The sequence below is a fragment of the Bacillus sp. MYb78 genome (assembly GCF_002975115.1).
Lineage (GTDB): Bacteria > Bacillota > Bacilli > Bacillales > Bacillaceae_G > Bacillus_A > Bacillus_A cereus.
Genome location: NZ_PCOB01000002.1, coordinates 462,157 through 481,582, shown reverse-complemented (window position 1 = coordinate 481,582; position 19,426 = coordinate 462,157). Strand labels below are relative to the sequence as shown.

Genomic DNA, 19,426 nt, shown 5'->3' with positions numbered 1-19,426 from the left:
CCAAACCGCATTCATTTATACATTGCTGGAGCCTTTCAACGCTATGCGTTTGAAAGTTTCACTATATAATTTCACCTTGTTACATGAAATCATACGGTGAAATGTTTTCCACGTCCATTTCCTCGCCATTAACTGTGACCATCTGTACTTCTCCTTGTGATTCCTGCAAGCGACTAGCTAAAGTTGTTTGACGCATTGCATCATCAAGGCGATTTACACCAGATTGGAAAGCTACTTCCTCCCCGCAAATAATAAGGAACTTCTTACTTCTTGTAATGCCCGTGTAAATTAAATTACGGCGTAACATACGGTTGTAACTTTTCACAATCGGCATAATAACAATCGGAAATTCACTACCTTGTGATTTATGAATCGAACAACAATATGCATGTGTAATTTGATTTAAATCCGGCTTTGTATACGTTACCTCAATTCCATCAAATGAAACGATAATCATATCTTGTTGCTCAACGTTTTCTTTCGCATAAAACACCGAAACAATTTCTCCGATATCCCCATTAAACACTTGGCTCTCCGGCTGATTAACGAGTTGCAGTACTTTATCGCCTCTTCGGTATACAACATCACCGTACTGGATTTCTTTACTCTTTTCCCTTTTCGGGTTAAATACTTGTTGCAGCGCTTCGTTTAATACATTAATACCAGCAGGCCCGCGGTACATCGGTGCTAATACTTGAACATCCCTTGCACTAAAGCCTTTTGTTTTAGCGTTTTCGCAAACTTTTTTCACAACCTCAACAATTTGAGCCCCTGTACAGCTGATAAACGAACGATCTTTTTTATTTTGCGCTAAATCTGGCGGGAGTGTGCCGTCTTTGATCGCATGGGCAAGTTGAATAACAGATGAGCCTTCTGCTTGACGATAAATTTCAGTAAGCTTCACTGTCGGAACTGCACCTGCATTTAATAAATCTTTTAATACTTGTCCAGGTCCTACAGATGGCAACTGATCTTCATCACCTACAACGATAACTTGAATATTCGTTGGTAGCGACTTAAATAGCTGATTTGCGAGCCAAATATCAACCATTGAAAATTCATCGATAATAAGGAGCTTACCTTGGACAGGATCCGTTTCATTACGCTGGAAAGATCCTTCTGGCGTCCAGCCAAGCAAACGGTGAATTGTGCAAGCTGGAAGTCCTGTCGATTCACTCATCCGCTTCGCTGCTCTTCCTGTTGGAGCTGTTAATAGTATTGGAAATGGATTATCATCACTGTATTCATTCGGATTTAACGATAATCCGTGAAGTGACGCATACATTTCAACAATCCCTTTAATAACGGTTGTTTTTCCTGTTCCTGGTCCACCTGTTAATAACATCATCGGTTTATGAAGTGCCGTTTGAATCGCTTCTTGCTGAAACGGTGCATATTGTACATTCAACTGTTCTTCAATTTCACCTAATGTTTTTAACACTTCTGCTTCAGGAAATGAAGGTGTTTCCTCTTGATTCATCAATCGACGAATAGACTTTACAACACCTTTTTCAGAGTAGAATAAAGTTGCTAAATACACTCGTTCTTCTTCTATGATAACTTTCCCTTCACTTTGCATCGTTTCAATACAACCTATAATATCTTCTTCAGTCACTCTTCCTTCTTGATTGTTTAAAAGTGACATCGTTTCTCTTACAAGTTGATCTTTCCTCATATAAACGTGACCAAGTTGCAATGAGACATTCTCTAATGTGTAAAAACATCCCGCTCGTACACGGTCGTCGTGATTACCCGATATCCCTAACGCACGCCCTATATCATCCGCTCGTCCAAAACCAATCCCGTCCACTTCTTCAATAAGTTGATACGGATTATTACGAATCACTTCTAATGTCATCTCTTTATATTGCTGGTAAATCTTAATAGAAAGTTTCGTTCCAAAACCGTAACCATTTAAAAAGCTCATTACTTTTTCTAATCCTTGATGTTCAACAATTGTCTCATATATTTCCTGAGCCTTTTGTTTGTTAACAACACCATTTAACGCCTCAGGGTCATCCATAATTTTAGAAATAGCATGTTCCCCGAGATGATCCACAATTTTTTCCGCTGTACGCTTTCCTATCCCTTTAAATAAATCACTCGCTAAATATTGCACCATACCTGCTTTTGTTTGCGGCAATTCTTTTTTAAATGTTTCAACCATATATTGTTTTCCATACTTTGGATGGTCCTTAAAGTGACCTGTCAATGTAAACACTTCATCTTCATGCATGCGGGGAAAATGACCGTTTATCATTACTTTCTTTTCGTCATACGTTTCATTCGTTTCAATGACTTTCATACTGACAACGGAATAGAGGTTTTCTTCGTTGTGGAAAATGGTATGAAGAACTTGCGCTTTTATAAATTTTTTCTCTTCCTCAAACAAATCCATTGCATGTTGATTTCCCATCTTTCCTCTCCTTTCCGATATTTTCACTTTAATGAGCAGTACATCCCCCACCTTTTTAGATGAGGGATAACTACCCATTAAACTATATTTTTATCTTATTCAGCTTCTTGCTCTAATAAACGAACGCCATTACCAGCTAAAAAGTGATCTGGCTGAATTTCAGTTGCTTTCTTAAATAAAGCGAGAGCTTTCTCGTTATTTTCTTCAAATACGTAAGCAACACCTAAATTGTAATACGCATCTGCATGCTCTTCATCCATTTCTAATACCTTTTCAAAATAAGGTTTCGCCTCTTGAATATGTTCTAGTCGCGCAAAGCAAAGTCCGCACTGGAATACAGCTTCTACATCGTTTTCATCTAATTCTGTTGCTCTTTGTAAGAATGGTAGTGCAAGACGATCATTTCCAAGCTGTACATGTGTAATACCTAACATAAATGTTACATCAGCTGATTGTAATCCAGCTTGCATTGCTTGTTCGAATACAACTTTCGCCTCAGTAAATTGCTCTTGGCCATAATATACGTTTCCTAAGCCATAATAAGCAGCTGCAGATTTATCATCTAACTCTAATGCACGTTTATAAAATAAAATCGCTCGCTCACTATCACCTAATACGTCTAATAAATTTGCAAAATTAATGTATCCAAGCGCATCTTTCGGATTTTCTTCAATTGCTTCTGTAAAATTTTTAGCCGCTTCTTCCCAATTTCCTTCTTGCATATATTGAATACCTGTTTCAAGTTTGTTTGACATGTCCTTCACCTCTACAACAAATTATAACAAAGAATGTATTTTCCAAGCGAACGAAAATTCGCTTTATGTAAAAGAAACCTCTAACCGCTAATCGGCAGAGGCTTCTCATTTATCCTAAATAATCCAATTTCTTACCACTACGGTATACTTCATCAATTGTAGCACCGCCTAAGCACTCATCTCCATCATAGAAAACGACTGCTTGTCCTGGTGTAATTGCACGAATTGGCTCATCACAAAGAATACGAACCGTATTTTCATCAACGATTTGAACCGTTACTTTATTGTCTTCTTGACGATAACGGAATTTCGCCGTGCACTTAAATTCTGTTTCTTTTTCTTTGTTACTTACCCATCCTACATTCGTAGCAATAACTTCATCACCATATAGAAGTTCGTTATGGAATCCTTGATCAACATATAAAATGTTTTCTTTTAGATTTTTTCCAACAGCAAACCATGGATCACCATTACCACCAATTCCAAGACCATGACGTTGTCCAATTGTATAATACATTAAACCGTCATGCTTCCCTTTCACTTCACCAGATAATGTTTGCATTACACCTGGTTGTGCTGGTAAGTAGTTACTTAAGAAATCTTTAAAGTTACGCTCACCAATGAAGCAAATACCTGTACTATCTTTTTTCGCCGCTGTCGCTAAGCCAGCTTCTTTCGCCATTTCACGAATTTGTGGTTTCTTCAGTTCACCTAACGGGAACATTGTTTTTGATAATTGCTCTTGGCTTAATTGATTTAAGAAGTATGTTTGATCTTTATTGTCATCAACGCCGCGAAGCATTTTATATTCGCCGTCCATATAAGCAACGCGTGCATAATGACCTGTTGCTACATAATCGGCACCAAGCGCAATTGCATGCTCTAAAAATGCTTTAAATTTAATTTCTTTATTACACATTACATCTGGGTTTGGTGTACGACCAGCTCGGTACTCATCTAAGAAGTACGTAAATACTTTATCCCAGTATTGTTTTTCAAAGTTTACTGCATAATACGGAATACCAATTTGGTTACACACTTCAATTACATCATTGTAATCTTCTGTTGCTGTGCAGACACCATTCTCATCTGTATCATCCCAGTTTTTCATAAAAATTCCGATTACATCATAACCTTGCTCTTTTAATAAAAGTGCTGCTACAGATGAATCGACGCCACCGGACATTCCGATGACAACGCGTGTTTCGTGAGGTAGTTTGTTCATCATGTCACCTCCCATGCTAATTTTGTGTTAATCGCTTCACGATTTTCACTGTTTCGTACGCCGCTTTTTCAATTTGCTCTTTCGTATTTCCAAGTCCAAAACTAAAGCGTACGGATGAACGTATTTGATCGGAATCTTTTCCAAACATCGCTACTAATACATGTGATGGATCAATCGAACCAGCTGTACAAGCAGAACCACTTGATACTGCAATGCCAGCTAGGTCTAAGTTCACAAGAAACGGTTCAATGTTCATTCCTGTAAAACTTACATTAAGTACATGCGGTAAGCGATGTTCTAAGTTTCCGTTTACCTCGAAAGTAATGCCTTCATTTTTGAAGACAGATACCATTATATCTTTAAACTCTTCATATTGGGCATTTTTTTGCTCACGAGTTTTTTCAGCTATAAGAATTGCATGCTGAAGCCCAGCAATACTAGGCACATTTTCCGTACCAGCACGGCGTTTTCTTTCTTGCTCTCCACCTATTAATAACGGCTCAAATTTCACATTTGCACCAGCGAATAAGAACCCTACACCTTTTGGCCCATTAATTTTATGAGCTGAAATTGATAATAAATCAATACCAAACTCTTTCACGTCAATTTCTACTAAACCGTAAGCTTGTACCGCATCTGTATGGAAATAAGCTTGATGCTCTTTTAGCAACTTTCCTATTTCCACAATTGGTTGCATTGTCCCTACTTCATTATTCCCAAACATAACAGATACAAGAATCGTCTCTTCTGTTAATGCCTTTTGTATGTCAGAAACTTGAATGCGTCCTGTTTCATCGACAGGTAAATATGTCACTTCAAACCCTTCACGCTCTAACAATTCGCACGTATGCAAAATCGCATGATGTTCAATTTGCGTCGTTATTATGTGGTTACCTTTATGACGGTTCGCACGTGCTACACCTATAAGCGCTAAATTATCAGCTTCTGTACCACCGCTCGTAAATATAATTTCATTCGGATTCGCATGAATGCTGCGTGCACACACTCGTCTTGCCTCATCTACTGTGTGACGAGTTTGACGTCCATAAAAGTGAATACTAGACGGGTTCCCGAATATTTCTGTCATATATGGAATCATCTTTTCGACCACTTCTGGGTGAGTCGGAGATGTCGCAGCATGATCTAAGTAAATGCGTTCCATTAAATCTCCTTCTTTCCAAATCGTTTCACAAGGAATTAAATGTAAAACATATAGCCCCCGTGATTTTCTTCCTCATAACGTACTAAATCTTCTAACGTTGTACTATCTAACACTTCTTGCACGGCATCACGAACACGCATCCATAACTGGCGCTGTGCTGGCTCTTCTTCTTCTATCATTTCTACAACACTAATCGGTCCCTCTAATACACGGATTACATCCCCAGCTGTAATGTTAGCCGGTTGATCAGATAATACATATCCGCCATATGCCCCGCGCGTACTCTTTACAAGACGAGCGTTACGAAGTGGTGAAATTAATTGCTCTAAGTAATGCTCGGATAAGTCATGCGCCTGCGCAATTGATTTTAATGAAATTGGACCTTCACCAAACTTTTTTGCAAGATCAATCATAATTGTTAAGCCATAGCGGCCTTTTGTTGAAATCTTCATCTATTTTGCACCTCTTTTCAAATTTTCACTTCTATTGGTTATATCTTATTTATAAAAAGAACACAATTTAAAATCCTATGAAATTATAGCATAATATAGTATTATAAGAAATTTCAACTTGTGTATCAAAATGATAACATAAAATCACATTGAAAAACTCGGAAATTATTACAATTGAAAGAAAAATGAAAATATTCATCTTCATTTTTCCCATAAAACAGCATCCTATTTCAAATTTCGTAGAAAAAAATGATACGATAGAACGAGATTATATATTAAGGGAGACGGTCTAAATGAAACAACCACTCGCACATCGAATGCGCCCTACAAATATTCAAGAAATTATTGGGCAACAACATTTAGTTGGTGAAGGAAAGATTTTATGGCGAATGGTCCAAGCAAATCATTTTCAATCTATGATTTTATACGGTCCTCCAGGTACAGGAAAAACATCCATTGCCAGTGCAATTGCAGGAAGTACCGGTACCCCGTTTCGTCTATTAAACGCTGTTACTCACAATAAAAAAGATATGGAAGTTGTCGTACAAGAAGCAAAGATGCATCGACACCTCGTTTTAATTTTAGATGAAGTTCACCGTCTAGATAAAGCAAAGCAAGACTTTCTATTACCTCACTTAGAAAGCGGACTTCTTACTTTAATTGGTGCAACGACAAGTAATCCATTCCATGCAATAAACTCCGCTATTCGAAGCAGGTGTCAAATTTTCGAATTACACGCACTAACAGAAGATGATATTTTAATTGGGTTAAAAAGAGCTTTAGAAGATAAAGAAAAAGGCCTTGGAGAATATGCTGTAACGGTAACAGATGAAGCACTACATCATTTTGCAAATGCCTCTGGTGGTGATATGCGTTCCGCTTATAACGCACTTGAACTTGCTGTATTATCTAGCTTTACTACAGACGATCAAGCGGCTGAAATCACACTCGAGATTGCAGAAGAATGCTTACAAAAGAAGAGCTTCGTTCACGACAAAGGCGGCGATGCTCATTATGACGTATTATCAGCATTTCAAAAATCAGTACGCGGAAGTGATGTAAATGCAGCGCTCCATTATTTAGCACGCCTTATTGAAGCAGGTGATTTACAAAGTATTGGCAGACGCCTTCTTATTATGGCTTATGAAGATATTGGACTTGCTAGCCCACAAGCTGGACCGCGTACACTAGCTGCAATTGAATCAGCTGAACGAGTTGGATTCCCAGAAGCACGCATCCCACTTGCAAATGCCGTTATAGAGCTATGCTTATCACCAAAATCAAATTCAGCTTATAAAGCACTTGATGCTGCATTACACGATTTACGCAACGGTCAAACAGGTGACATTCCAAGCCATTTAAAAGATAGTCATTACAAAGGCGCAGAATCACTCGGAAGAGGCATTGGATATTTATATCCACACGACCATCCAAATGGCTGGGTAAGGCAACAATACTTACCTGATAAAATAAAAAACAAGCAATATTATAAACCGAAAACGACAGGGAAATTTGAGCAAGCACTTTCTACTGTTTATGAAAGATTACAAACTTCGAATAAAACGAAAAATAAAGGGTAACATAAACGAAAACGTCACCATTATGGAGGCTTCGCTTATGAAAACACGTCAAGATGCATGGACAAAAGAAGATGATCTCCTTTTAGCAGAAACTGTTTTGCGACATATTCGCAGCGGAAGTACACAAATAAAAGCGTTTGATGAAGTTGGCGACGCTTTAAACCGCACTTCCGCAGCTTGTGGTTTTAGATGGAATGCTGAAGTAAGACCGAATTACGAAGATGCGGTGCAGCTTGCAAAAAAACAACGTAAAGAATTAAAACGTTCTGAAGCTAATATAGAAAAAGATCGGTTCACGAAAACGAAACAACTCGTAATTGACGCCGATTTTTCAGAAGATATTACGCCAAGTAAACAAGATCTTACAATGCAAAATGTCATCTCATTTTTACAAAATTTAGAACATAACAATCCTTCACTTGCAAAGTTGCAAACTGAAAATGATGTATTACAAGCTCAGCTCACTTCTCTGCAAAAAACGAATCATGAACTTGAAACGAAATTAGCGGTACTCACAAAAAAACAACAAGCAATCGAAGAAGATTACGCGATGCTTGTTCGAATTATGGATCGCGCTCGAAAACTTGTTTCGGTTGAAGAACAAGAAGAACATATTGCTCCCATTTTCAAAACAGATCAAAATGGAAATTTAGATATTATATATTCTGCAGAGAATTAAAAACAAGGATGTCACTTTTTTGACTAAGTGACATCCTTGTTTGTTTTCGGAAAACCATATATACATGTCGGTAAATGAAATTATATTAACGATTTTTCGAATATATCTATCGTAACTTGCAATATATCAACGATTTTTCAAATATATCTATCGTAACTTGCAATATATCAACGATTTTTCAAATATATCTATCGTAACTTGCAATATATCAACGATTTTTCAAATATATCTATCGTAACTTGCAATATATCAACGATTCGACAAAGGAGATCGATTTAATGACAAATATTTACAATAACATTACTCCCTGTCATACAAGAAAACTCCTAAAACATATTGGATAATTTTTACTAAAATATTATTATAACCATATACCTTTAAAGGGAGATGGTTGCTATTTCATTAATAATCTTCAAAATAACTCTTGGCCTTCTCGTCCTGACTTTAGCTCTTTTCACCATTAACAGTCTAAAAAAGACATCCGCCTATAAATCAGATAAATATGATTATTACTTACTAACCTTACTTACATTTGAACTAGTAGTGATGCAAATATCCATATTTCTTTAATATATATAAAAAAGCATATATCCAAAATGGATATATGCTTTTCTTTTATTCTTGCCCTACACGTTTCACTTCTACATTTTTAATACGTTCACGTACAACGTGACTTGCCATAATTAAGCCTGCCACAGATGGTACGAATGCATTTGATGAAGGCGGTAATTTCGCTTTACGAATTTTTGCATTCTCGTCTGGTACGATTTCTTTACGTACTTCTTCACGAATTACGATTGGGTTTTCGTCAGAGAAGACAACTTTTACACCTTTTTTAATACCCTCTTTACGAAGCTTCGTACGAATTACTTTCGCAATTGGATCTGTATGTGTTTTAGAAATGTCCGCAATACGGAAACGAGTTGGGTCCATTTTATTTGCTGCACCCATACATGAGATAATTTTAATTTTACGACGTAAACATTGTTTAATTAAATGGATTTTGAACGTAATCGTATCAGATGCATCCACTACGAAATCTAAACCGTGTTTAAAGAACTCTTCATATGTTTCATCTGTATAAAACATTTCTAATCCAATTACTTCACATTCCGGATTAATGTCTGCAATACGCTCTTTCATTAATTCTACTTTTGAACGTCCTACAGTAGATACTAAAGCGTGAATTTGACGGTTTACGTTTGTAATATCTACAACGTCTTTATCAACTAATACGAGACGTCCTACTCCAGAACGCGCTAACGCTTCAGCTGAAAATGAACCTACGCCGCCAATTCCTAAAATACCGACTGTACTATTTTTTAATATTTCAAGTCCTTCTTTACCGAAGGCTAATTCATTACGTGAAAATTGATGTAACATTCAGCTCTACACTCCTATTACAAAAATGGTCTACCATGTATTCTAGCGTTTTTCCGACTATTTGTATAGAAAAAGTTATAGAATTCCTAAAAATACATATTTCGATAATGAAAACATAGTGTAAACCGGGATTTTGTTTCTTCTTTTAATTATCCATTAAAAAAGTCTAGATGGTTATAGTATAACCATCTAGACCCTATTCTTACTTCTCTTCTTTTAAGCTTAATTTTAAGTTTAACTCTTCAAGCTGTGCTTCTGCAACTGGGCTTGGAGCTTCTGTTAATAAGCAGCTTGCGCTTGCTGTTTTTGGGAATGCAATTGTATCACGAAGGTTCGTACGGCCTGCAAGTAACATAACAAGACGATCTAAACCTAATGCGATTCCGCCGTGTGGTGGTGTACCGTATTCGAATGCTTCTAATAAGAATCCGAATTGCTCTTGCGCTTCTTCTTGTGAGAATCCAAGTGCTTTGAACATTTTTTCTTGTACGTCACGCTCATAAATACGAAGTGATCCACCACCAAGCTCATAACCGTTTAATACAAGGTCATATGCTTGTGCACGTGCTTTTTCTGGTGCTGTTTCTAGTAGCTCAACGTCTTCACGGAATGGCATTGTGAATGGATGGTGAGCTGCGAAATAACGATCTGCATCTTCATCGTACTCAAGAAGTGGCCAATCCGTTACCCATAGGAAGTTAAATTTACTTTCGTCAATTAACTCAAGCTCTTTACCTAGACGTAAACGAAGTGCGCCTAAGCTATCTGCAACAACGCTCTTCTTATCTGCTACGAATAGTAATAAGTCGCCAGCAGTAGCTTCTAATGTGCTCATTAACACATTTGCATCTTCTTCACCGAAGAATTTCGCAATCGGTCCTTTTAGGCCGTCTTCTTCAACTTTAAGCCAAGCTAGACCTTTTGCACCGTATACTTTCACGAATTCAGTTAATGCATCGATGTCTTTACGAGAATATTTACTTGCAGCACCTTTTGCATTGATTGCTTTTACTTGTCCGCCGCTTTCTACAGCACTTGTAAACACTTTAAAGCCACAACCTGCTGCAAACTCAGATAAGTCTGTTAGTTCCATTTCAAAGCGTGTATCTGGCTTATCAGAACCGTAGCGAGCCATTGCATCAGCATATTTCATACGAGGGAATGGTGCACTAACTTCTACACCTTTTGCATCCTTCATAACTTTCGTCATCATACGCTCCATCATTTCTAAAATTTCATCTTGTGTTAAGAATGAAGCTTCGATATCGATTTGCGTGAATTCCGGTTGACGATCTGCACGTAAATCTTCATCACGGAAACAACGTGCTACTTGATAGTAACGCTCAAATCCGCCGACCATAAGAAGCTGTTTAAATAACTGTGGTGACTGTGGTAATGCATAGAATTCACCGTCATGTACACGACTTGGTACTAAATAGTCACGAGCTCCTTCTGGCGTACTCTTCGTTAAAATTGGTGTTTCTACTTCTAAGAACTCTTCTGTATCTAAGAAGTTACGAATTGTTTTTGTTACGTCGTGACGCATTTTGAATGTGTTGAACATTACAGGACGACGTAAGTCTAAATAACGATATTTTAAACGCACATCTTCTGATGCATCTGTATCATCAGCAATGATAATTGGTGTTGTTTTCGCTGCATTTAGTACATTTACTTTTGTTGCTTGTACTTCAATACGACCAGTTGCCATATTGTCATTAATTGCGCCTTCACCACGTTCAACAACTGTACCTTCTATGTGTAATACGTATTCGCTACGAATTGTTTCTGCTACTTCTAACGCTTCTTTTGATGTTTCTGGGTTAAATACAACTTGTACGATACCTGTACGGTCACGTAAATCGATAAAGATTAATCCACCTAAGTCACGGCGTTTTTGTACCCAACCTTTTAATTGAACTGTTTGTCCAACAGCTTCTACTGTTACTTTTCCACATGCATGTGTTCTTTCAGCCACTGTAAGTTCCCCCTATATTAATTTCTCTGCTACGTATGAAGCAAATACATCTAAAGCTACTTCTTCTTGTTCACCTGTTGCCATATCTTTCAAGTTAATGATGCCTTTATCTAGCTCATCTTCTCCTAATACAGCTACAAATTTCGCCTTTAGACGATCTGCTGATTTAAATTGTGCTTTCATTTTGCGATCTAAATAATCTTTTTCAACCGACAATCCAGCTTTACGAAGATCGAATGCCACTTTTGCAGCATGGTCTTTCGCTTTTTCACCAAGCGCTACAACGTAACAATCAATGCTATGTTCAAGTGGTAATTCAATGTTTTCAGCTTTTAGCGCCATAATTAAACGTTCAATACTCATTGCAAAACCGATACCTGGCATTTCTGGTCCACCGATTTCTTGTACAAGTCCGTTATAACGGCCACCACCGCTTAATGTAGTGATCGCACCGAAACCTTCTGCCTCACTCATAATTTCAAAAACAGTATGTTGATAGTAGTCTAAACCACGCACTAAGTTCGGATCTTTTTCAAATGGAACATCCATCATCGTTAATAGTTCTTGTACTTTGTCGTAGTATACTGCTGAATCTTCGTTTAAGTATTCTGTAATAGATGGAGCTGTTGCCATTAATTCATGGTTACGGTCCTTCTTACAGTCTAAAATTCGAAGTGGGTTCTTTTCTAAGCGAGATTGACAGTCAGAGCAGAATTCGCCGATACGTGGCTCAAAGTGTGCGATTAATGCATCACGGTGTGCTTGACGACTCGCTGCGTCACCTAAACTGTTTAATACAACTTTAATATTTTTTAAGCCCATGCCGCGGTAAAATTCAACAGCAAGTGCAATTACTTCTGCATCAATTGCAGGGTCATTACTGCCGATTGCTTCGATACCGAATTGTACGAATTGACGATAGCGACCTGCTTGTGGTCTTTCATAACGGAACATTTGACCGATATAGTATAATTTCGTTGGTTGTGTTGCATCACCAAACATTTTATTTTCAACGTAAGAACGTACAACAGGTGCAGTACCTTCTGGACGTAGTGTTAAGCTACGCTCTCCACGATCTTGGAATGAGTACATTTCTTTTTGTACGATATCTGTCGTATCACCAACACCGCGTAAAAATAGCTCAGTGTGCTCAAAAATTGGTGTACGAATTTCTTTATAATTGTAACGACGGCAAATTTCGCGTGCTTGCCCTTCGATATACTGCCATAACTCAACAGTGCCTGGAAGAATATCTTGCGTTCCGCGTGGGATTTGAATAGACATATTCAGTTCCTCCTCAAATTGTTTTAATCTTAATAAAAATAAAAAAACTCCCGCCTCTACTGTTTAAACAGTAGGGACGAGAGTATTATACCCGTGGTGCCACCCTAATTGAAGCACGTATGCTTCCACTTTTTTAATAACGCTTAAATATGCGTTCATCCCTACTAAGCATATATGCCGTTCAAGTTGAAACCTCTAGAGTGTCATTCAATCAGTCATCATGCAGAAATGTTTTCAGCCTAAGACATTCCTTCTCTTTCCATGTGTATCTCATTTACTCTTCTCTATCAACGGTTATATTCATATGTAAATATAAAATTACTATACGTTTGTTAAGTAGGATTGTCAAGTGCTCTAAGAACGTTCAATCTGCTTCTTTAAACGCTTTACATCTTGAAGAGAAATCCCAAACTCGGAAGCAAGCTCCATTGAAGTATTATTTTGCTCTTTTGAAATAAAATCATGAAAATTCACGTTAAACAGTTGATTTGCACCATTTGTAACAGAATGCCCTTTTTCATTCATACGCATACGTATATCCCTCACATTCAATATGGATGTTTTACTTTTTATTGTTCCATATTGATGAGAGAGTTATACATAACCGAAACTGCTATTGATTCCAAATAAATGAACAAAACATACAACAATGTATAAAAAAGAGAGGATTATATAACCCTCTCTTTTTTATCAACACTATTTACTTTCTACAATTAAGGTCACCGGACCATCATTGATCAAAGAAACGTCCATCATTGCTCCAAACTTTCCTGTTTCCACATGTAATCCTTGTTTACGAACTTCTTCATTAAAGAAATCGTATAAACGCTCTGCATAGTCAGGTTTCGCAGCATCCATAAAGTTTGGACGTCTGCCCTTGCGGCAATCTCCGTATAATGTGAATTGCGAAATAGATAGAACTTGTCCTTCTACATCAAGTACAGAATGATTCATCTTTCCGCTCTCATCTTCAAAAATACGTAAGTTTGCAATTTTTTCCGCAATGTAAGTTGCATCTTTTTCTGTATCTTCGTGCGTAATGCCAACTAGTAATGTTAAACCGAACGGAATTTGTCCTACGATCTCACCGTCTACTGTGACAGACGCTTTCTTTGATCGTTGTAAAACAACTCTCATCTTTCTACACTCCCTATTAATGCATCATGCGTCGTACTGCATAAATTTCTGGAACGCGTTTAATGCGTTCTACTACTTTTTTCAAGTGTTGTAAGTTACGAATCGAGATTGACATATTAATTGTTGCCATTTTATTACGGTCACTTCTACCAGAAACAGCTGAAATGTACGTTTTCGTCTCTGTAACAGCTTGCAGTACTTCATTTAATAAACCACGGCGATCGTAACCCGAAATTTCAATATCAACGTTATACTCAATTTCTTTTTCAGGGCTACCTTCCCACTCTACTTCTAATAAACGTTCTACAGCTTCTTCTGTATGAACGTTTACACAATCACGGCGGTGAATCGATACACCTCGGCCTTTCGTAATATATCCAACGATATCATCGCCTGGAACTGGGTTACAGCATTTCGATAAACGGATTAATAAATTATCAGCACCGCTTACCTTTACACCAGAATCCCATTTTCGAATTTTCATCGGTTTACGAACTTCTTTAACTTCAACAATTTCTTCTTCTTCGCGTTGTTTGCGGAACTTGTCCGTTAGTCGCGTAACAATTTGCGAAGCTGTAATTCCGCTATATCCAACTGCTGCAAACATATCTTCTTCATTTGCAAAGTTAAATTTCTCAGCGACGCGTTTTAAGTTATCAGGCGCTAATACTTCTTTCATCTCATACTCTAGACCACGTACTTCCTTTTCAACAAGTTCACGGCCTTTTTCAATATTTTCGTCTCTACGTTGTTTCTTAAAGAATTGACGAATTTTATTTTTTGCATGAGATGTTTGAGCAAGTTTTACCCAATCTTGACTTGGGCCATACGAATGTTTCGACGTTAAAATTTCAATGATGTCGCCTGTTTTTAATTTATAATCCAACGTCACCATTTTACCGTTTACTTTTGCACCAATTGTTTTATTCCCAATTTCCGAATGGACACGATACGCGAAATCAATCGGAACCGATCCAAGTGGTAATTCCATTACATCGCCTTTCGGTGTAAAGACGAATACCATGTCAGAAAATAAATCAATTTTTAATGACTCCATAAATTCTTCTGCATTAGAAGCTTCATTTTGCCATTCTAGTATTTGACGGAACCATGTGAGTTTCTTCTCTAATGTACCTGTTGTTTCTGCTGTTTTTCCTTCTTTGTACGCCCAGTGTGCCGCGATCCCGAATTCTGCAATTTCGTGCATTTCTTTCGTACGAATTTGCACTTCAAGTGGATCACCTTTTGGTCCAATTACAGTCGTATGAAGAGATTGATATAGATTTGCTTTTGGCATTGCAATATAATCTTTAAAACGACCTGGCATCGGCTTCCAGCACGTATGAATAATTCCAAGCACCGCATAACAATCTTTAATACTATTTACAACGACACGTACAGCTAATAAATCGTAAATTTCATTGAACTGCTTATTTTGCAGTGCCATTTTACGATAAATACTGTAAATATGTTTCGGTCTTCCAGAAATCTCAGGTTGAATTGCAACTTCTTTTAATTTCTCACGAATACCAGTCATTACTTCGTCTAAGTATTCTTCACGTTCTGCACGTTTACGCTTCATTAAATTTACAATACGATAATATTGTTGGGGATTTAAATAGCGAAGTGACGTATCCTCTAGCTCCCATTTAATAGTACTAATTCCGAGTCTATGTGCTAAAGGTGCAAAGATTTCTAACGTTTCATTCGCAATGCGACGCTGCTTCTCTTGAGGCAAATGTTTCAATGTACGCATGTTATGAAGACGATCAGCTAATTTAATTAAAATAACTCGAATGTCTTGAGCCATTGCAATAAACATTTTGCGATGGTTTTCGGCTTGTTGTTGTTCGTGAGATTTATATTTAATCTTCCCAAGCTTTGTAACACCATCAACAAGCATAGCAATTTCTTTGTTAAATTCCCGTTCAATATCTTCTAACGTAATCTCTGTATCTTCCACTACATCATGTAAGAAACCTGCTGATACCGTAGCTGGATCCATGTGTAAATCAACTAAAATACCTGCAACTTGAATCGGATGAATAATATACGGTTCACCCGATTTTCTATATTGTTCGCTATGCGCATCACGTGCATATTCATAAGCACGTGCCACTAGCTCAATATCTTCATCCGCTAAATATTGACTTGCTTTCTCGAGTACCTGTTCAGCTGTTAGTACCTGCTCATTTGCCATCGAATCACCTTTTATTGAAAATTGACTTTATCTTTATTTAATAGAATAAATTATATTCTATCATTATAACCCAATGATTGTGAATTGTGAAAAGGAAAAGATTTTACTGACATTTCACCATGATTTTTTGTTCAATTATACAAAAGTACCCGCTCCTCTCCAAGAGATTCACGGGTACTTTTTATCACCGTAGTTTTACCTATATAGTGATTAGTATTTTTCTAATACTAATACATCGTAACCATCTAACATTTTACGACCATCTAAGTAAGTAAGCTCTACTAAGAATGCAATCCCTGCTACAACTCCGCCTAGCTCTTCAACTAACTTAATTGTCGCTTCGATTGTTCCACCTGTAGCTAATAGATCATCTGTAATTAATACGCGTTGACCTGGCTTAATTGCATCTTTATGGATTGTTAAAACATCTTTACCATATTCTTTACCGTAGTCAACAGTAATTACTTCACGTGGTAATTTTCCTAATTTACGAACTGGTGCAAATCCTACTTCTAACGCATAAGAAACTGGGCAACCGATAATGAAACCACGAGCTTCTGGTCCTACTACAACATCGATATCTCTTTCTTTTGCGTATTCAACGATTGCATCTGTTGCTGCTTTGTATGCTTTACCGTCATTCATTAAAGGTGTAATGTCTTTAAACACAATACCTTCTTTCGGATAATCCGGTACAATTGCGATATGTTGCTTGAAATCCATATTTCTGAATCCTCCTCAGATCTAAAAGGTTTGTAAATACAAATCCTTTACCCTAACTGTTCTACTTCTTTATGATTACGAATCGTTTCAAACCATGTATATAGTTGCTGATATGTGCTATAAACCAATTCTTTTTCTAATTGTAAGTGGTTCATTTTCTCACGATATGTGTTCGATTCAATTAAATCACGCTTTTGTTTTTTGTCTGCCATAAAAATGACGCCATCTTTTATTGTAACAAATTCTAACTCAAAAAACACCTGTGTCATGAAATTTACTGTATCTTTTGACCAACCTTTATGACGACATAGTTGTTCTCCATATTGTCTTAAAGAAAATGGTGTTTTTTGGCTTAAGAAAGAATAGTACCATTTAAAGTGTTCTCTCGTCGGAACTGTACTAAATAAGTGGTTATTCTCTTGATAAAATAGCGTATAAATTCGCGCTGGGAATCCTACTTTAAATAGCTCACTTAATTCATCTGTTCCTTTTGGTAAATCAAGTAACACGATATATTGATCATCTAAATGCGTTACTTCTGAAGCATGCATGAGCTTTTCTTTATAGCTCTCTAAAGAAAATTTATTCAATACCTCTTCAGAAAAATACACCATTGTTATTTTTTCTTTCGGAAGTTCTGCTAAATTTGCTTCTGCATTACGCATACTACGCCAATCAAATAATTGCCACGCCTCTACAGCAATATCTTGTACCATTAATTGTGGCTTCTTAAAATTATTCCATTCATTGATGGATGCTTCTCCTATTACAGATACTTTTGCAACTGGAGAGATTTCTTTCGCATATGCACCAAAACCAAATCCAATTGTATCCAGTGTTGCTTGTCCATCACGAAGAGCCATTTTTAAATGAGAGCCATCTGATCCGATCGCGCGAATACTTTCTAACTCTGCATCTTTCACTGCAATACGTGGTTTCGGATTTCCAACACCAAACGGGGCTAGTTTTTGCATATCTTCAATTGCCGCTAGTGTTACATCCTCTACTTTACAAAAAACATCAACTGCTGTAATTGGAATAAAATCTTCTTCTGTTAAAATTGCATCTGCTTGTTCATTTAAGCGGCGACGTAATTCATCTACATCATTCATATGTAGCGTCATTCCCGCTGCCATCGGATGCCCTCCAAAGTGTGGCAATAACTCTCTACAATCTGATAAATTTGCAAACAAATCAAATCCTGCAATACTACGCGCTGAGCCTTTTGCTGTTTCTTTTATAGGATCAATGCATAATACAATAGTCGGACGATAAAAACGTTCAACTAATTTAGAAGCGACAATCCCAATTACACCCGGATTCCAACCTTCTTTTGCAAGTACTAACACTTTGTTTTCTTCTGGCGGAAAGTTATTTTCAACTTCAGCGATAGCCTCTTCTGTAATTTGCTTTACAATATCTTTTCGCAGTTTGTTCAGCTCATCAATTTCTTCGGCCAACTCTTTCGCTTCCTCAGGATCATCTGATAATAAAAGGTGTACAGCCGGCGTTGCATCTTCTAAACGCCCGACCGCATTAATACGCGGTGCAATTGAGAAGCCAATACTCTCTTCTGTAATTTCACTTTGCGAAACGTTAGCAACTTTAAACAATGCCTTTAAACCAATATTTTTCGTCATACGCATATGTTTTAAACCGCGTTTCACTAGCAACCTATTTTCACCATGAAGTGACACTAAATCAGCTACTGTACCGATTACTGCAATCTCTAATAAATGTTCTGGTACACGGCCTAATAGTGCATGCGCAACTTTAAACGCAACACCTACACCAGCTAAATAGTGAAACGGATATACACCGCCATCTAATTTCGGATGTATAATCGCAAGTGCTTCTGGCAATTCTGGCGGTGGCTCATGGTGATCTGTAATAATTAGATCTATTCCAAGCTCTTTCGCTACATTCGCTTCATGTACTGCTGCGATGCCAGTGTCGACAGTAATAATCAGTGAGAACCCTGCGCTATGCGCCCAACGAAACGCTTCTTCGTTCGGCCCATACCCTTCTGTAAAACGATTTGGAATATAAAATTCTACTTCTGCACCTAATTCTTGAAGAGCAAGATATAACACAGTTGTACTACTTACTCCGTCTGCATCGTAATCACCAAATATTAATATTTGTTCTCCATTTTGAATCGCCTTATTTACACGTTCTACCGTTCTATCCATTCCTTCTAATAAAAATGGATCATGAAATTCTTGATTTTCTGTATTTAAAAAATCTAAAATCTTATCTTCTGTATCTAGTCCTCTACCGAGGAATAATGAAACGACAAGTGGCGATAACTGTAATTTACTTGCTAATTCACTCACTCGTTCGTCATTATATTCTTTTTCTTTCCAACGCGTCTTCGGTTGTAACACGAAATCACCCCTTAACCTGTTCATTATACAAGACAGATTAAGGGGTGACAATATAATGCAAACTA

15 protein-coding genes and 1 other annotated feature are annotated in these 19,426 nt (G+C 37.3%); of the genes, 2 read left to right on the top strand and 13 right to left on the bottom strand.

Annotated elements, in window-relative coordinates:
- Positions 1-79 precede the first annotated feature (79 nt).
- From recD2 to cymR, 5 genes are all read right to left on the bottom strand, one after another.
- The gene (gene recD2, locus CQ064_RS06440) at positions 80-2,416 is read right to left on the bottom strand and encodes an SF1B family DNA helicase RecD2 (RefSeq protein WP_000528080.1); all 2,337 of its coding nucleotides are present in this window, start codon (positions 2,414-2,416) and stop codon (positions 80-82) included.
- A gap of 95 nt (positions 2,417-2,511) precedes the next feature.
- On the bottom strand, positions 2,512-3,171 hold the full coding sequence (locus CQ064_RS06435) for a tetratricopeptide repeat protein (protein ID WP_000066411.1): 660 nt from the start codon (positions 3,169-3,171) through the stop codon (positions 2,512-2,514).
- 109 nt (positions 3,172-3,280) lie between these two features.
- Positions 3,281-4,396, bottom strand: coding sequence for a tRNA 2-thiouridine(34) synthase MnmA (mnmA, locus tag CQ064_RS06430; protein ID WP_001038010.1), 1,116 nt, complete (start codon positions 4,394-4,396; stop codon positions 3,281-3,283).
- Positions 4,397-4,412: 16 nt separating this feature from the next.
- Positions 4,413-5,558 (bottom strand): cysteine desulfurase family protein, encoded by a 1,146-nt coding sequence (locus CQ064_RS06425; RefSeq protein WP_000439889.1) that lies wholly within the window; start codon positions 5,556-5,558, stop codon positions 4,413-4,415.
- 35 nt (positions 5,559-5,593) lie between these two features.
- On the bottom strand, positions 5,594-6,010 hold the full coding sequence (gene cymR / locus CQ064_RS06420) for a cysteine metabolism transcriptional regulator CymR (RefSeq protein ID WP_000704116.1): 417 nt from the start codon (positions 6,008-6,010) through the stop codon (positions 5,594-5,596).
- 293 nt (positions 6,011-6,303) lie between these two features.
- On the opposite strand from cymR, the gene CQ064_RS06415 reads away from it, so the two are divergent.
- Both CQ064_RS06415 and CQ064_RS06410 read left to right on the top strand, forming a co-directional pair.
- Positions 6,304-7,590 (top strand): replication-associated recombination protein A, encoded by a 1,287-nt coding sequence (locus CQ064_RS06415; RefSeq protein WP_000812919.1) that lies wholly within the window; start codon positions 6,304-6,306, stop codon positions 7,588-7,590.
- Between the two features lie 37 nt (positions 7,591-7,627).
- A complete protein-coding gene (locus CQ064_RS06410) occupies positions 7,628-8,269 on the top strand; it encodes an RsfA family transcriptional regulator (RefSeq protein ID WP_000857708.1) in 642 nt (213 codons plus the stop codon).
- Between the two features lie 615 nt (positions 8,270-8,884).
- Here the strand turns inward: CQ064_RS06410 and CQ064_RS06400 are convergent.
- The 8 genes from CQ064_RS06400 to recJ all read right to left on the bottom strand — a co-directional run bounded on the left by CQ064_RS06400 (position 8,885) and on the right by recJ (position 19,361).
- Positions 8,885-9,652 (bottom strand): tRNA threonylcarbamoyladenosine dehydratase, encoded by a 768-nt coding sequence (locus tag CQ064_RS06400; protein WP_000903182.1) that lies wholly within the window; start codon positions 9,650-9,652, stop codon positions 8,885-8,887.
- Positions 9,653-9,854: 202 nt separating this feature from the next.
- Positions 9,855-11,630: an aspartate--tRNA ligase gene (gene aspS, locus CQ064_RS06395; protein WP_000840885.1), complete on the bottom strand. Its 1,776-nt coding sequence runs from the start codon at positions 11,628-11,630 to the stop codon at positions 9,855-9,857.
- 12 nt (positions 11,631-11,642) lie between these two features.
- The gene (gene hisS, locus CQ064_RS06390) at positions 11,643-12,914 is read right to left on the bottom strand and encodes a histidine--tRNA ligase (RefSeq protein WP_000027079.1); all 1,272 of its coding nucleotides are present in this window, start codon (positions 12,912-12,914) and stop codon (positions 11,643-11,645) included.
- Between the two features lie 69 nt (positions 12,915-12,983).
- Positions 12,984-13,214: a binding site (T-box leader), on the bottom strand.
- Positions 13,215-13,268: 54 nt separating this feature from the next.
- Positions 13,269-13,445, bottom strand: coding sequence for a hypothetical protein (locus CQ064_RS33370; RefSeq protein WP_001242605.1), 177 nt, complete (start codon positions 13,443-13,445; stop codon positions 13,269-13,271).
- Positions 13,446-13,610: 165 nt separating this feature from the next.
- Positions 13,611-14,051, bottom strand: a complete 441-nt coding sequence (locus tag CQ064_RS06380; protein WP_001266965.1) for a D-tyrosyl-tRNA(Tyr) deacylase — start codon at positions 14,049-14,051, stop codon at positions 13,611-13,613.
- 16 nt (positions 14,052-14,067) lie between these two features.
- Positions 14,068-16,251 carry a GTP diphosphokinase gene (gene relA, locus CQ064_RS06375; RefSeq protein WP_001262795.1) on the bottom strand — a complete coding sequence of 728 codons (2,184 nt, stop codon included), beginning with the start codon at positions 16,249-16,251 and terminating at the stop codon, positions 14,068-14,070.
- Positions 16,252-16,461: 210 nt separating this feature from the next.
- The gene (locus CQ064_RS06370) at positions 16,462-16,974 is read right to left on the bottom strand and encodes an adenine phosphoribosyltransferase (RefSeq protein ID WP_000346215.1); all 513 of its coding nucleotides are present in this window, start codon (positions 16,972-16,974) and stop codon (positions 16,462-16,464) included.
- A 47-nt stretch (positions 16,975-17,021) separates the two neighbouring features.
- On the bottom strand, positions 17,022-19,361 hold the full coding sequence (recJ, locus tag CQ064_RS06365) for a single-stranded-DNA-specific exonuclease RecJ (RefSeq protein ID WP_000941225.1): 2,340 nt from the start codon (positions 19,359-19,361) through the stop codon (positions 17,022-17,024).
- Between the last annotated feature and the right edge of the window lie 65 nt (positions 19,362-19,426).

Bases quoted from the DNA above. Each gene is read 5' to 3' on its own strand.
- recD2 (WP_000528080.1), bottom strand. From the start codon at position 2,416: ATGGGAAATCAACATGCAATGGATTTGTTTGAGGAAGAGAAAAAATTT.
- CQ064_RS06435 (WP_000066411.1), bottom strand. From the start codon at position 3,171: ATGTCAAACAAACTTGAAACAGGTATTCAATATATGCAAGAAGGAAAT.
- mnmA (WP_001038010.1), bottom strand. From the start codon at position 4,396: ATGAACAAACTACCTCACGAAACACGCGTTGTCATCGGAATGTCCGGT.
- CQ064_RS06425 (WP_000439889.1), bottom strand. From the start codon at position 5,558: ATGGAACGCATTTACTTAGATCATGCTGCGACATCTCCGACTCACCCA.
- cymR (WP_000704116.1), bottom strand. From the start codon at position 6,010: ATGAAGATTTCAACAAAAGGCCGCTATGGCTTAACAATTATGATTGAT.
- CQ064_RS06415 (WP_000812919.1), top strand. From the start codon at position 6,304: ATGAAACAACCACTCGCACATCGAATGCGCCCTACAAATATTCAAGAA.
- CQ064_RS06410 (WP_000857708.1), top strand. From the start codon at position 7,628: ATGAAAACACGTCAAGATGCATGGACAAAAGAAGATGATCTCCTTTTA.
- CQ064_RS06400 (WP_000903182.1), bottom strand. From the start codon at position 9,652: ATGTTACATCAATTTTCACGTAATGAATTAGCCTTCGGTAAAGAAGGA.
- hisS (WP_000027079.1), bottom strand. From the start codon at position 12,914: ATGTCTATTCAAATCCCACGCGGAACGCAAGATATTCTTCCAGGCACT.
- CQ064_RS33370 (WP_001242605.1), bottom strand. From the start codon at position 13,445: ATGCGTATGAATGAAAAAGGGCATTCTGTTACAAATGGTGCAAATCAA.
- CQ064_RS06380 (WP_001266965.1), bottom strand. From the start codon at position 14,051: ATGAGAGTTGTTTTACAACGATCAAAGAAAGCGTCTGTCACAGTAGAC.
- relA (WP_001262795.1), bottom strand. From the start codon at position 16,251: ATGGCAAATGAGCAGGTACTAACAGCTGAACAGGTACTCGAGAAAGCA.
- CQ064_RS06370 (WP_000346215.1), bottom strand. From the start codon at position 16,974: ATGGATTTCAAGCAACATATCGCAATTGTACCGGATTATCCGAAAGAA.